Genomic DNA, 13,789 nt, shown 5'->3' with positions numbered 1-13,789 from the left:
TGACCCCGTGGCTTCCGCCGCGGGGTCACGGGCCGTCCTGAACGAACCCGTCCCGGAGGAAGAGGGGCACGACAGCCGAGGTGGCGGGGCCGAGACCGAGGGCAACGGCCTCCCGCAGGTCCTCGACCGTGTCCACGTCCCGGCGCACCGAAGACACACCGGCCAGGGTCAGCTCCTTCGCCCCGCCCGACAGGTGCCTCGCCCTCGACTCGCCGCCGAACCGCGGCACGAACGGCACACCGGGCCGTACGCCGTAGAACGTCGTCCCCACGTCGGCGGCGTCGGGGAGGAACGCCTGCTCGAACTGCGGCGCCGCCGCCAGCACCGCCTCCAGCTCGGCGGGCCGCAGCGCCGGCAGATCCGCCTGTAACGCTCCGACGGCGTCGCCGGGCGCGAGCCGTACGGCCTCCGCGGCGCCCGCGCGCAGCGCCGTGTTGAGCCCCATGTCCGGATCGTTCACCACGTGCGCGCCCAGCGCCGCCAGGCGCTCGGCGGGCAGCGGGTCGGCCGTCACCACCACCACGCGCGCCACCAGCCGGCAGCGCAGCGCCGCGGCGACCGTGTCGCTCGCCACCGCCACCGCCAGGTCCGTCCGGTACGGCCCGGCCGCTCCGGCCAGGCGGGTCTTCGCCCGGATCAGGGTTTTGACCGGCACCACAATGGACCATCGTGCGAGCTGCATGGTTGTAGCATCCCGCCTCGACATTGCCCACGGCCAACCGGGAGACTTGTGCCGCATCCCGGTGATTTGGAGACCCAGTGAGCCAGCCCAGCGAGCGACCGTCCGGCGCGGAGGAACCGTTCCCCAGCGCCCCCGACCCCACGGTCCCGTCCTCCGCCGCGCCAGTGCCCTCGGTTGAGCCCGCGGTCGAGCCCGCGCCCGCTGATCCGGCCGTGCCGGCGAGAGCCGCGCGCCCCGTCGCGCGTTCCCGCGACGCCGAGGCCGTCCCGGCGACGCCGGGCCGCCGCGCCGGACGCCCGCCGCGCTTCTGGGAGGCCCTGGCCGTCGTCATCGTCAAGCCGCTGTCGCGCCTGTTCGTCAAGCGGAGGTGGCGCGGGGGAGAGCACATCCCGCGCACCGGCGGCCTGATCATCGCGGCCAACCACCTGTCCTGGTCGGACCCGGTGCTGCTCGCGCACTACCTCTACAACAACGGGCGCTGGCCGACGATCCTCGCCAAGGCGGGGATCTTCAAGGTGCCGGTGCTCGGCCATGCCGTCACCCAGCTCCAGGCCATCCCCGTCCACCGCGGCAGCACCGAGGCCACCCAGTCGCTGAAGACCGCCGAGCAGCGGCTGCGCGGCGGTGCGTCCATCCTGTTCTACCCGGAGGGCACGATCACCCGGGACCCGGGCAACTGGCCGATGACCGGTAAGACCGGCGTCGCCAGGCTCGCCCTGACGACCGGCGTGCCGGTGATCCCCATCGCCCACTGGGGCGCCCAGGAGCTGCTGCCGTACGGCGCGAAGAAGCCGCGGCTGCTGCCCCGCACGACCTTCCACGTGGTGGCCGGGCCGCCGGTCGACCTGTCCAAGTACGCCGGGCTGCCCCTGCGGGCGTCGGTCCTGCGGGAGGCGACCGCGGACATCATGGCGGCCGTCACCGCCCTGCTCGCCGAGATCCGCGACGAGAAGGCGCCCGAGGTCCCCTACGACCCCAAGAACGCGGCCGGCGGCTGACCCGGGCGTACGGTGAGGAAAAACGGCGGGGAGCCGGCCCGCCGGACCAAGAGAGACAGGTGCGACCAGTGAGCAGGGCGGGCGTTTTCGGTACGGGCTCGTGGGGCACCACGTTCGCGATGATCCTCGCTGAGGCGGGCACCCGGACGACGCTGTGGGGCCGGAGGGCGGCGGTCGTCGACGCGATCAACGACACCCACGAGAACCCGGACTACCTGCCGGGCCTCGCGCTTCCCGAGACGCTCCGGGCCACCACCGACCCGGCCGAGGCGATGCGCGGAGCCGACTTCGTCGTGCTCGCGGTCCCCGCGCAGACGCTCCGGGAGAACCTCACCGCCTGGCGGCCGCACATCCCGGACGGCGCGGTCCTGGTGAGCCTGATGAAGGGCGTCGAGATCGGCACGTGCAAGCGGATGAGCGAGGTCATCTGCGAGGTGGCGCAGGTGCCGGAGAGCCGGGTGGCGGTCGTGTCGGGGCCCAACCTGGTCGGCGAGCTGGCCCAGCGGCAGCCCGGCGCCACCGTGGTGGCCTGCGCGGACGAGGAGGTGGCCGGCAGGCTGCAGGACGCCTGCCACCTGCCGTGGTTCCGCACGTACACCAACCACGACGTCGTGGGCGTCGAGCTGGGCGGCGCGGTGAAGAACGTGATCGCCGTCGCGGTGGGGGTCGCGGCCGGCATGGGCCTGGGCGACAACGTCCGCGCCATGCTGATGACGAGGGGGCTCGCCGAGATCGCCCGGCTGGGCGCGGCGCTCGGCGCCGACCAGCACACGTTCGCCGGTCTCGCCGGCATGGGCGACCTCGTCGCGTCCTGCACGTCACCGCTGGCCAGAAACCGCACCTTCGGGGAGAATCTGGGGCGCGGGATGACCATGGCCGAGGTCGTCGCGGCGACGAAGCAGACCGTAGAAGGAGTCAAGTCGTGCGAATCGGTCCTGCAACTGGCCAGGAAGCACGATGTGGAGATGCCCATCACCGAAGTGGTCGTCGGCGTCGTCCACGACGGTATGACCCCCGGTGAGGCCGCCATGCTGCTGATGTCACGGACGCCCAAGCCCGAGCGCTACGGCGTATGAGCTCCGCGAGGCGCGCTCGCCGGATGCTCGGGGAGAACTCAAGGGCCGTCCACCTGCCGTCTCCTCCGCTGCCCCGGCAGGTGCCGATCGGCCTGCCCGTGTGGCGGACCGCCGCCTGGGGCTTCGAGAGCTCGGCCGAGTACGGCGACGTCCTCGCGGGCCGGGGGCCGGGCTTCGCCTACAGCCGCGTCGACAACCCCACGGTCGCGGCGTTCGCGGCCGCCGTGGCGGCGCTGGAGGGCGCGGCCGCGCCGGAGGACGTGGCGGGCGAGGCGTTCTCCTCCGGCATGGCCGCGATCAACGCGGTCCTCATGACCTTCCTGCGCGCCGGATCCCACGTGGTGGCGCCCGCCCCGCTGTACGGCGGGACCTACTCGCTGCTGACCGGCGTGCTGTCCCGGTTCGGGGTGACGGCGGACTTCGTGGACTACGCCGACCTGCGGCGGGTCCACGCGGCCGTGCGGTCCACGACGAAGGTCGTGTACGCGGAGACGCTGGCCGGCGCCACGATGTCGGTCGCCGACCTGCGGGGGCTGTACCGGATCGCCCGTGAGGCGGGGGCCCTGCTCGTCGTCGACTCCTCCACCGCCACCCCCATCGTCTGCCGCCCGCTGGAGCACGGCGCCGACCTCGTCGTCCACTCGGCCACGAAGTATCTCGGCGGCCACGACGACTGCACCGGGGGAGTGGTGGTGGGCCGGCCCGACCTGATGGCGCAGATCCGCGAGGTCAGGATCGACACCGGCGCCTCGCTCTCCCCGGACGACGCGTTCCTGCTGCGCCGCGGGCTGGAGACGCTCACCCTGCGCGTGCGCCGGATGTGTTCGACCGCCATGGAGTTCGCCGCCGCTGTGGCCAAGCACCCGGCCGTCCGCCGGGTCGACTACCCCGGGCTGGCGGCCCACCCCGGCCACCAGCTCGCCCGCCACCTGTTCGACTCCGGCCCGGAGGGCACCCGGTTCGGCGGGTGCGTGACCGTGGTGCCGCACGGCGGATACGCGGCGGGCATGGCGCTCGCCGACGCGCTGCGGCTGACCGGTGTCGCCTCGTCGCTCGGCGGCACCCACACCCGGGCTTCCCACCTCGCCTCCGCCGCCCGCTCCGGCGAGGCCCTGTCCGGCGTGGACGCGGGAGCCGTACGGTTCTCGATCGGGCTGGAGGACGCCGAGGACATCGTGATGGACGTCACCCAGGCACTCGACACGCTCGGCACGACAACCGCGACGCGCGGCTGACAAGCCATTTTGCCCCTCGAACAGGGTAGATTCGGGCATCATGAACGAGGATCGCGAGCCCGGGTCGCGCGTGCGCGTGGCAGTCGTATTCGGCGGCAAGAACTCCGAGCACGCCGTCTCCCTCATGGGGGCGGGCAGCGTGCTTGAGGCCATCGACAGGTCGAAGTACGAGGTCGTCCCCATCGGCATCGCCCAGGACGGACGCTGGGTGCTGGCGTCGGACGACCAGGCGTACGCGATCGAGTCGGGGACCCTGCCCGAGGTGGACGCCACCGGAACGGCTCTCGCGCTTCCGTCGGAGCCGGGGGCGCTCGTCGCCCTCCAGCCCGGTGAGATCCCGCGCTCCCTGGGCGGCGTCGACGTGGTCTTCCCGGTGATGCACGGCCCGTTCGGGGAGGACGGCACCATCCAGGGCCTGCTGGAGATGGCCGGCGTCCGCTACGTCGGGTCCGGCGTCCTGGCCAGCGCCGTCGGCATGGACAAGGCGTACATGAAGGTGGTGCTCCAGGCCGCCGGGCTGCCGGTCGGGCCGTACGTGGCCGTGCGCGACCGCGACTGGCGCCTGGACCGGGGCCGGGTGCTCAAGGAGATCGAGCAGCTCGGCTGGCCGGTGTTCGTCAAGCCCGCCCGCGCCGGGTCGTCCCAGGGGATCTCCAAGGCGCACGACTCCGAGTCTCTGGAGGCCGCGATCGAGGCGGCCCGCGCGCACGACCCGAAGGTGCTGGTCGAGGCCGCCATCTCCGGGCGTGAGATCGAGTGCGCCGTGCTGGAGTCGCTGGACGACGCCGCCGCCGAGGCGAGCATCCCGGGAGAGGTGCTGGTCCAGGGCGAGCACGAGTTCTTCGACTTCGAGGCCAAGTACTTCGCCGGGCAGATGGCGCTCGACGTGCCGGCCGACATTCCCGGCGAGACGATGGAGACGCTGCGCGCCATGGCCGTGCGGGCGTTCGAGGCGCTCGGCTGCGAGGGGCTCGCCCGGGTGGACTTCTTCTACACGCCGTCGGGCGAGCTGATCGTCAACGAGATCAACACGATGCCCGGCTTCACGTCGTTGTCCGTCGCGCCGCAGCTGTGGGCCGCCACCGGCCTGCCGTACGGGGAGCTGGTCGACCGGCTGATCCAGCTCGCGCTGCGCCGAGCGCCGGGCCTGCGCTGAGCCGGGCCCTACTCGGGAATGGTGGCCTTGATCGGGGCGGCGAGATCGACCAGCACCGCCCCGGCGGGGTGCTCGCGCGAGATGGTCACCTCGACGTACGCAACCCGGTTGACGGCGGTGAACAGCGTCCCGGCCCGCGGGTCGGCGAACCAGCCGACGCCGTTGATGTCGGAGACCTCGGCGGTGGGGGACATCGCCGCGGGCCGGTCCACGCCGCAGCGCAGCGCGATCTCCCCGGCGCCCCAGACCGCGACGTACGGTGACGACGGCTCGGTGGCCACCCGGTCGAGCCCGTCGAGGGTGCGGGGGAGCGCGGGGCCGAGCTTCGCGCAGGCCTCGGCCGCCTTCCCTGTGGGCGCCGGCGGCTCGATCCGCACCGTCCCCGAGCACGCCGCCAGGGCCGCCAGTGCGGCGGCGGCCGCCGCCACGCGCGCCGTGCTCAGCATCGCTCGACCACCGGGTGTCCGATCAGATGTGGACGATCGGACAGGTCAGCGTGCGGGTGATGCCCTCCACGGCCTGGATCTGGGCCACGACGAGTTTGCCCAGCTCATCGACGTTGCGGGCCTCGGCGCGGACGATGACGTCGTAGGGGCCGGTGACATCCTCTGCCTTGGTGACGCCGTTTATCGAGGCGATCTCCCCCGCGACGTTCGCCGCCTTGCCGACCTCGGTCTGGATGAGGATGTAAGCCTGCACCATGACGCCCTCCGGGTAGAGATCAGTGCCGGAGCGTAACCGTACCTCGAATGCACAAGGGGTGTGTCATCAGAGTCGGAGATCTCGGCGAATTCGGAGTGATTCAGCGTATATCCGGACGTCTGTCGCAGGGAGCGCAGGTGCTGCTCGGCCCCGGAGACGACGCCGCCGTCCTCGCGGCGCCCGACGGCCGGGTAGTTGTGACCACGGACCTCCTGATCGAGGGTAGGCACTTCCGCCGCGACTGGTCCAGTGGCTATGACATCGGCCGTAAAGCGGCGGCTCAGAACCTTTCCGACGTCGTTGCCATGGGAGCCGACCCGACGGCGATCGTCGTGGGGCTCGGCCTGCCCGCCGACACGGCGGTCGCCTGGCTCGAAGCGCTGACCGACGGCTTCCGCGACGAGTGCGCCCTGGTCGGGGCGTCGGTCGCCGGTGGGGACATCGCCCGCTCGGACATCGTGGTGCTCGGCGTGACAGCGCTCGGGGATCTCGGCGGCCGCCCGCCGGTGACCCGGGCGGGCGCCCGCCCAGGTGACGTCGTGGCGGTCGCGGGCCGTCTCGGCTACGCCGCCGCCGGGCTCGCCCTGCTGGAGGGCGGCCGCGGGACGCAGACGCACCATCCTGTGCCGGGCGAGGCGGCGGCGGGCCGGGTGGCGCTGATCGACGCCCACCGGCGGCCCCAGCCCGCGTACGCACAAGGCCCGGAGGCGGCCAGGCTCGGCGCGACGGCGATGCTGGACGTGAGCGACGGGCTGCTGCAGGATCTCGGCCACATCGCCGAGGCCGCCGGTGTGGGGCTCGTGCTGGACCCCGCCGCGCTGCCGATCCCGGAGATCATCGCGGAGGCCGCGGCCGAGCTGGGGGCCGATCCGCTGGACTGGGTGCTGACGGGCGGTGACGACCACGCGCTCGCGGCGACCTTCCCCGACGGCGTACGACTCCCGCCTTACTGGACCCCGATCGGCCGGGTGGTCGCGGGACACGACGTGCAGGTGGAGGGACATACGAGGACAAAGGGGGGCTGGGATCACTTCAGGGGATGATGTGAAATTTGTGACAAAGGCGTGCTAGATCTGTTATTAAGTATGGCGGTCGCCAACAGGAAGGACCGCCATGGGTCGCCACACGACAGCACGAGATCCCGGGGAGGGCCACCCCTCTCCGGCCCCGGATGATCCGGCGGATACCGGCCGCCTGGTCGGTGGCCTGACCTTCCGCTGGCCCGACTCGCCTGCCGTGGGAACGGCGCTGCCGGGCGACGGCGACGCCCCCGCCCGTCCGGGCCATCTCACCGCCGATGACCGGCCCGGCCGTGACGCCTCCGCCCGGCCCAGCCGTGACGCCCCGGCATGGCCGGACCGCGATGTCTCCTCCTGGCCGGACCGCGACGATCAGCGGCTGGATCACACGGCGCCGTTCGCCGCGCTGTCGCCCGAGAGCCTGGCCGCCGAGGCGGCCACCGGGGCCTTCTCCGGCTCCGCCTGGAGCGGCCTGGCAGAAGAGCCGTGGAAGGCGAGGACCGAGGAGCTCGGCCCGGAGGGGGGACGGGTGCTCCCCGCCTGGAAGGGAAGCGACGAGCCCAGCCGCTCCGCGCTCGCCGGCGGCGCACCGGCGCCGAAGGGCGGGCAGAGCGTCGTGGGAGCGTCGGGGACGCCTGCCGGCACGGGCCGGCACGGCTCCCTCCCCGGGGATGAGCGCGACGGCAAGGGCCGGCGCGGCTTCCTCGGCTCGGGATGGAACGACGAGCCGCGGCCGCCCCGGCGACTGCGCCGGATGGCCCTCATCTCCGGATTCTCCGTCGTGCTCGCCGTCGGCCTGACGGTCGGCGGCGTGAAACTGGCCGCCGGGCGGACCGCTCTCACCATGGAGCCGCCCTCCTCCGAATGCGCGACCGCCGCCCAGTGCGACTCCGCCCCGGGTGGCACGCTCGCCGCCGGAGGCGTCACCGCCCCCGCGGCTCCGGGGACCTTCGGCGCTCCGGACAGCGCCGCGCCCCTGCCGGGCGACACCGGTGACCTGGGGAGCGACGCCGGGCCAACCTCATCGGCGAGCCCGTCGGCCCTTCCCTCCGCCGGGGACGCGCCGGCCGGCGCCGGGACACCCACCACCCCCGGCTCCCGTACGACGAAGGCGAGCGGGGGCAAGCACACGCGCGAGCCGTCGGCCACGGGTTCTCCCGCCGGCGTGCCGGACGACACCTCCGCCTCCTCGGACGACTCACCGGTCTCCGGCGGCGACTCCCCGGCGGACACCGGCTCTTCCGCGGCGGCCGGAGGGACGACCGGCGACGACGCGGACACCCCCATGGCGGCCGACGCCGACGACCCTCAGGCGAGGGCGGACGCCCCGGGCGACGTCAGCGTGGACTTCGCGGTCACCGGTCGCGACCGGCGCGGCTACGCCGCCCAGCTGGCCGTACGCAACGAAGGGGCCGCCCTGTCCTCCTGGACGATCGAGCTGCCGGTCGGCGGCAGGGTCACGGGAGTCGAGGGGGCGGACTGGCGGCAGGACGGCGGCACCCTGGTCGTCACCTCTGGCGACCCGCTCACCGAGGGCGGCGAGCTGCGGATCGCGTTCGACGCCGTGGGCGACCCCCGCACACCCGGGGAATGCGTGCTCGCCGGGGGCGACTGCGCGGTGGCCGCCACCTCGTCGCACGAGCGCCGGCGGTCCGGGCACTGAGGGCTCACGAAGGTCCCGAGGCGACCTCCTGTGCGATGAGCGGCAGGTGGCGGATCTCACCCGCTGTGAGGTCCTGATTTGATGGGCGCATGACGACTCCTCCGCGTGTCCTGACGATCGCCGGCTCCGACTCCGGCGGCGGAGCAGGGATCCAGGCCGACCTCAAGACGATGCTGGCGCTGGGCGTGCACGGCATGAGTGTGATCGCCGCCGTGACCGCGCAGAACTCGGTGGGCGTCCAGGGCTACTGGGAGCTCCCCCCGGAGGCGGTGCGGGCCCAGCTCGACTCGGTGCTCGGGGACATCGGCGCTCAGGCGGTCAAGACCGGCATGCTGGCCTCGGCCGCGCTGGTCGAGACCGTCGCCGAGGTGCTGTCCGCCGTGAGCGTGCCCGTCGTGGTCGACCCGGTCGGCGTGTCCAAGCACGGCGACAGCCTGCTCGCGCCCGCCGCCGTCGGGACGGTGAAGAGCCTGCTGCTGCCCGTCGCGACGGTGGTCACCCCGAATCTGTGGGAGGTCGAGCAGCTCACCGGTGTGAAGGTGGAGGACGAGGACGACCTGCCCAGGGCGGCGGAGGCCGTGCTCGCGCTCGGCCCCACATGGGCGCTCATCAAGGGGGGACACCTGCCCGGCGAGCCGGTCGACCTGCTCACGGACGGCTCGGCCGAGCACCGCTTCCGTGCCAGGCGGCTGGACAACCGGCACACCCACGGCACGGGCTGCACGTTGGCCTCGGCCATCGCGTCCTATCTCGCCCTCGGCGAGGACGTTCCCGGCGCCGTACGGCTGGCCAAGGAGTACGTGACCGGGGCCATCGAGCACGGCTTCCCTCTGGGAGCGGGCATCGGCCCGGTCGACCACGGCTGGCGGCTGCGCGCCTCCGCCTAGCGCCTCACGTGCTGGGAACGCGAAAGCCCGCCACCGGGATGAGACTCGGCGGCGGGCTCAGCGAGTGCGGGAGGTCAGCGAGTGACCTTGCCCGCCTTGATGCACGAGGTGCAGACGTTCATCCGCTTCGGCGTCCCGTTGACCACCGCGCGCACGGTCTGGATGTTGGGGTTCCAGCGGCGGCGGGTGCGGCGGTGCGAGTGGGAGACGTTGTTGCCGAAGATCGGCTTCTTGGCGCAGACGTCGCAGACGGAGGCCACGGTAGTCACTCCTTTGATTCAGTCGATCGGCCCGGCGCCGGTACAACGGCTTGTCCGAGCATGCCGGGACAACCGGCTGGCCGTACGAGGATATCCGATGTCCGAAGGTGCACGCCAAACGGTGACCCCAGGAGGCAGGCATAATCTCGTATCCGCCAACGGTAGCGCATGCGAGCACCGTGGCGTCGCAGGAAGGATGCCCGAATGCTGGAGGTGCTCGACCCCCCGGCCGTGAGGCGCTGGTCAAGGCACTGCGCGCAGGCCCTGGGGCGGGCCCGGGCGGAGATCGACGCGCTCAACGTCTTCCCCGTGCCCGACGGGGACACCGGGACCAATCTGCACCTCACGCTCCTGTCGGCTGCCGAGGCCCTCGACGCCCTGCCCCGCGACGCCGGCCGCGACCCGACCTGGCAGGCGTTCGCACGCGGCGCGCTGCTCGGCGCCCGGGGAAACTCGGGGGTGATCGTCAGCCAGGCGATCAGGGGGCTGGCCGAGGTGCTCAGGCAGGCCGAGGGGCGCGGGGCCGACCTGCGCGACGGCCTGCTCAAGGCCGCCGAGCTGGCCAGGGCCGCCGTCGTCCGTCCCGTGGAGGGCACCGTGCTGAGCGTGCTCACCGCCGTGGCCGGAGCCGTGCGGGACGCCCCCGACGACCTCGCCGAGGTGGCGCGGCGGGCGGCGGACGAGGCGCGCCGGGCGCTGCGACGCACCACGGGGCAGCTCGACGTGCTGGCACGCAACGGCGTGGTGGACGCGGGGGCCGCCGGGCTGGCGATCATCCTGGAGAGCCTGGCCGAGGTGGTCGCCGAGGCCTACAGCGACCGGCACGACGTGCCCGCCCCGACCTCGAAGATCACCGTGGAGACCGAGGACGGCCCGGGGTACGAGGTGATGTACCTCCTCGACGCGGGGCAGGACGAGGTGGACCGCCTCAGAGCCGAGCTCGACGAGCTCGGCGACAGCCTCGTCGTCGTCGGCGGCGACGGCCTGTGGAACGTCCACGTCCACGTGGACGACGCCGGGGCGGCCATTGAGGCCGGTCTGCGCGCGGGCCGTCCGCACCGCGTCCGTGTGACCTACCTCGGCGCGCGTACGCACGAGCCGAGCAAGGGCCGCGGCGTGGTGGCGGTGGCGGCGGGGGACGGCCTCGCCGCGCTGTTCCGGCAGGCGGGGGCGACCGTGGTGCGGCGCGAGCCCGGCTCCTCCCCGCCGCTCGCCGCGCTGCTCCAGGCCATCCGCGAGGCGGGCGCGGAGGTCGCCGTGCTGCCCAACGACGGCGGCGTCAACGCCGTCGCCGTGGCGGCGGCGGAGGTGGCACGCGAGGAGGGCGTCACGGTCAGCGTGCTGCCGACCAGGGCGTCGGTCCAGGGCCTGGCCGCGCTCGCCGTGCACGACCCGCTGCGGCGCTTCGACGACGACATCGTGGCGATGGCCGACGCGGCCGGCCACACCCGCCACGGGCACGTGTGGATCGCCGACCGCGAGGCGATGACCAGCGCCGGGCTGTGCCGTCCCGGCGACGTCCTCGGCGTGGCCGACGGCGAGGTGGCCCTGATCGGCGACGATCTGGCCGCGACCGCCGTCGCCGTCATCGGCCGCCTGGTCTCCAGCGGCAGCGAGCTGGTGACGCTCGTGACCGGGGCGGACCCGCCGCCCGGCCTCGTCCACGCCGTACGCGACCACCTGGAGCGGGCCCGCCCCGACCTGGAGGTGGTCGTGTACGAGGGCGGCCAGGGCGGTTATCCCCTTCTCATCGGTGTCGAGTGAGCCGGAATGTCGGCCCGCCAGGGTAGGAATTGGTGTCGTGACGAGCTTCGACGAGCCCCTCAAGCGGGCGGTGGGCAAGACGGCCGCGTCGCTGGAGAGTGCGCTGGGCATCACCACGGTGGGCGAGCTGCTGCGCCACTACCCCCGGCGCTACGTCCACCGGGGGGAGCTGACGCCCATCGCCTCGCTTGAGCACGACGAGCACGTGACCGTGGTCGCGAAGGTGTCGTCCGCGATGCGCCGGCCGATGAAGAACCGGCAGGGCACCTGGCTCGACGTCGAGGTGAGCGACGGTAAGGACAGGCTGCACCTCGCCTTCTTCGGCAAGGGCGGCTACGTCGCCGAGCAGCGGCTTCCCCCGGGTACCGAGGCGATGTTCTCGGGCAAGGTGAGCGTCTTCACCACGGGGAAGACCAAGCGCGTCTCGCTCACCCACCCGGAGTACGAGTCGTTCGACGAGACGGGCGAGACGGCGGAGGAGTTCGCCGCCGCTCCCGTGCCGATCTACCCGTCCGCCCAGGGCCTGCCGAGCTGGAAGATCCGCCGGGCCGTGCGGATGGTGCTCGACGTGATCAGCCTCGACGACCCGGTGCCCCCCGAGGTGCGGGAGCGGCTGCGGCTGCCCGCCTTCGAGGACGCGCTGCGCCGCGTGCACCGGCCACGCGACGCCGACGACTGGGTGCGGGCGCGCGGACGGCTGAAGTTCGACGAGGCGTTCACGCTCCAGGCCGTGCTGGTCCGGCGGCGGATGGCGGCGTCCGCCTGGCTCTCCCGGCCGCGCCCCGGGAGCGCCGGAGGCCTGCTCGACGCGTTCGACGCCGGGTTGCCGTTCCAGCTCACCGAGGGGCAGCGGCAGGTCGGTGAGGAGATCGCCGCCGACCTCGCCTGCGAGCACCCCATGCACCGGCTCCTCCAGGGAGAGGTCGGCGCGGGCAAGACCGTGGTGGCGCTGCGCGCCATGCTCCAGGTCGTCGACTCCGGCGGTCAGGCCGTGCTGCTCGCCCCCACCGAGGTGCTCGCCCAGCAGCACCACCGCTCGATCACGGCCATGCTCGGCGACCTCGCGACCGGCGGCATGTTCGGGGGCACGGCCGTGGCGCTGCTCACCGGCTCCATGGGCGCGGCCGCTCGCAGGAGCGCGCTGCTCGACGCGGCCTCCGGCGCCGCCGGGATCGTGATCGGCACCCATGCGGTGCTCCAGGAGCACGTCCAGTTCGCCGACCTCGGCCTGGTCGTCGTGGACGAGCAGCACAGGTTCGGCGTGGAGCAGCGCGACGCCCTGCGTGAAAAGGGCGGGGGAGGGCGCCCGCACGTGCTCGTCATGACGGCCACCCCGATCCCCCGTACGGTCGCGATGACCGTCTTCGGCGATCTGGAGGTCTCCACGCTGTCGCAGCTGCCCTCCGGCCGCGCGCCGATCACCACGCACGTCGTGCCCGCCGCCGACAAGCCGCACTTCCTCGACCGCGCCTGGCAGCGGGTCCGCGAGGAGGTGGGGCTCGGCCGGCAGGCGTACGTCGTCTGTCCGCGCATCGGGGACCAGGAGGGCGACGAGGGCGACCAGGGCGACGTGGAGGCGGGCGACGACGAGCGCCGTCCCCCGCTGGCCGTGCTCGACGTCGCGCGGGCGCTCGCCGAGGGCCCGCTGGAGGGGCTCCGGGTCGAGGTGCTGCACGGCAAGCTCGCGCCGGAGGACAAGGACGCGGTGATGCGGTCCTTCACGCGGGGCGAGGTCGACGTGCTGGTGGCCACGACGGTGATCGAGGTGGGCGTGGACGTGCGCAACGCGTCCGTCATGGTCATCATGGACGCCGACCGGTTCGGCGTCTCCCAGCTCCACCAGCTTCGCGGCCGGGTGGGCCGGGGCGGCCTGCCCGGGCTGTGCCTGCTGGTGAGCGAGGCCCCCGAGGGCACGCCCGCGCGCCGGCGGCTCGACGCGGTGGCGGCGACGCTGGACGGCTTCGAGCTGTCCCGGGTGGACCTGGAGCAGCGGCGGGAGGGCGACGTCCTGGGGGCCGCCCAGTCGGGGCGGAAGTCCTCGCTGAAGCTGCTGCAGCTCCTTCGCGACGAAGAGGTGATCGAGACGGCCCGCGAGGAGGCGACGGCGCTGCTGGCCGCCGACCCGGAGCTGACCGCCCACCCGGCCCTGCGCGCCGAGCTCGACCTGCTGGTGGCCGGCGAGCAGGCGGAGTTCCTCGAAAAGGCCTGACCGCCCGTGGGAAACAGGTTCGGCGGGGAAAAAGGGAGGGTGGTCCGGGCGCTGAGCGCCCGGGCCACCCCCCCGGAAAGACCCCGGGGCCCGCCCAGGGACGGGCGCAGCTCGGGAGAGCGTCGGGGAGGGGAAGAG

The 13,789-nt window shown here is 73.5% G+C and carries 13 protein-coding genes; 9 read left to right on the top strand and 4 right to left on the bottom strand.

Features of this window, described 5'->3' with window-relative positions:
- Window positions 1-25 precede the first annotated feature (25 nt).
- Window positions 26-682: a 2-phospho-L-lactate guanylyltransferase gene (cofC, locus tag AB0B72_RS36555; RefSeq protein ID WP_367744101.1), complete on the bottom strand. Its 657-nt coding sequence runs from the start codon at window positions 680-682 to the stop codon at window positions 26-28.
- Window positions 683-759: 77 nt separating this feature from the next.
- Here cofC and AB0B72_RS36550 point away from each other — a divergent pair, with 77 nt between their 5' ends.
- The 4 genes from AB0B72_RS36550 (at window position 760) to AB0B72_RS36535 (ending at window position 5,147) form a co-directional block, all read left to right on the top strand.
- Window positions 760-1,680 carry a lysophospholipid acyltransferase family protein gene (locus tag AB0B72_RS36550; protein WP_367744100.1) on the top strand — a complete coding sequence of 307 codons (921 nt, stop codon included), beginning with the start codon at window positions 760-762 and terminating at the stop codon, window positions 1,678-1,680.
- A 68-nt stretch (window positions 1,681-1,748) separates the two neighbouring features.
- Window positions 1,749-2,756 carry an NAD(P)H-dependent glycerol-3-phosphate dehydrogenase gene (locus tag AB0B72_RS36545; RefSeq protein WP_367744099.1) on the top strand — a complete coding sequence of 336 codons (1,008 nt, stop codon included), beginning with the start codon at window positions 1,749-1,751 and terminating at the stop codon, window positions 2,754-2,756.
- Window positions 2,753-3,991 carry a PLP-dependent aspartate aminotransferase family protein gene (locus AB0B72_RS36540; protein ID WP_367744098.1) on the top strand — a complete coding sequence of 413 codons (1,239 nt, stop codon included), beginning with the start codon at window positions 2,753-2,755 and terminating at the stop codon, window positions 3,989-3,991. The genes AB0B72_RS36545 and AB0B72_RS36540 overlap by 4 nt, the downstream gene beginning before the upstream one ends.
- A 40-nt stretch (window positions 3,992-4,031) precedes the next feature.
- Entirely contained in the window at window positions 4,032-5,147 is a 1,116-nt protein-coding gene (locus tag AB0B72_RS36535) for a D-alanine--D-alanine ligase family protein (protein WP_367744097.1), read from the top strand.
- Window positions 5,148-5,155: 8 nt separating this feature from the next.
- On the opposite strand, the gene AB0B72_RS36530 is transcribed toward AB0B72_RS36535, so the two are convergent.
- Both AB0B72_RS36530 and AB0B72_RS36525 read right to left on the bottom strand, forming a co-directional pair.
- On the bottom strand, window positions 5,156-5,593 hold the full coding sequence (locus AB0B72_RS36530) for a DUF3515 domain-containing protein (protein ID WP_367744096.1): 438 nt from the start codon (window positions 5,591-5,593) through the stop codon (window positions 5,156-5,158).
- A 22-nt stretch (window positions 5,594-5,615) separates the two neighbouring features.
- Window positions 5,616-5,849 (bottom strand): Lrp/AsnC family transcriptional regulator, encoded by a 234-nt coding sequence (locus tag AB0B72_RS36525; protein WP_367744094.1) that lies wholly within the window; start codon window positions 5,847-5,849, stop codon window positions 5,616-5,618.
- 47 nt (window positions 5,850-5,896) lie between these two features.
- On the opposite strand from AB0B72_RS36525, the gene AB0B72_RS36520 reads away from it, so the two are divergent.
- The 3 genes from AB0B72_RS36520 to thiD all read left to right on the top strand — a co-directional run bounded on the left by AB0B72_RS36520 (window position 5,897) and on the right by thiD (window position 9,418).
- A complete protein-coding gene (locus tag AB0B72_RS36520) occupies window positions 5,897-6,892 on the top strand; it encodes a thiamine-phosphate kinase (protein WP_367744093.1) in 996 nt (331 codons plus the stop codon).
- Between the two features lie 70 nt (window positions 6,893-6,962).
- A complete protein-coding gene (locus AB0B72_RS36515; protein WP_367744092.1) occupies window positions 6,963-8,531 on the top strand; it encodes a hypothetical protein in 1,569 nt (522 codons plus the stop codon).
- An 89-nt stretch (window positions 8,532-8,620) separates the two neighbouring features.
- The gene (thiD, locus tag AB0B72_RS36510; RefSeq protein ID WP_367744091.1) at window positions 8,621-9,418 is read left to right on the top strand and encodes a bifunctional hydroxymethylpyrimidine kinase/phosphomethylpyrimidine kinase; all 798 of its coding nucleotides are present in this window, start codon (window positions 8,621-8,623) and stop codon (window positions 9,416-9,418) included.
- A 74-nt stretch (window positions 9,419-9,492) separates the two neighbouring features.
- On the opposite strand, the gene rpmB is transcribed toward thiD, so the two are convergent.
- A complete protein-coding gene (gene rpmB / locus AB0B72_RS36505; RefSeq protein ID WP_367744090.1) occupies window positions 9,493-9,678 on the bottom strand; it encodes a 50S ribosomal protein L28 in 186 nt (61 codons plus the stop codon).
- 204 nt (window positions 9,679-9,882) lie between these two features.
- On the opposite strand from rpmB, the gene AB0B72_RS36500 reads away from it, so the two are divergent.
- Together AB0B72_RS36500 and recG are read left to right on the top strand one after the other, a co-directional pair.
- Window positions 9,883-11,442 (top strand): DAK2 domain-containing protein, encoded by a 1,560-nt coding sequence (locus tag AB0B72_RS36500; RefSeq protein WP_367744089.1) that lies wholly within the window; start codon window positions 9,883-9,885, stop codon window positions 11,440-11,442.
- A 37-nt stretch (window positions 11,443-11,479) separates the two neighbouring features.
- Window positions 11,480-13,651: an ATP-dependent DNA helicase RecG gene (gene recG, locus AB0B72_RS36495; RefSeq protein WP_367744088.1), complete on the top strand. Its 2,172-nt coding sequence runs from the start codon at window positions 11,480-11,482 to the stop codon at window positions 13,649-13,651.
- Window positions 13,652-13,789: the final 138 nt, after the last annotated feature.

The sequence above is a fragment of the Microbispora sp. NPDC049125 genome, assembly GCF_040802045.1.
Classification (GTDB): domain Bacteria; phylum Actinomycetota; class Actinomycetes; order Streptosporangiales; family Streptosporangiaceae; genus Microbispora.
This window is presented reverse-complemented; position numbering and strand designations above follow the sequence as displayed.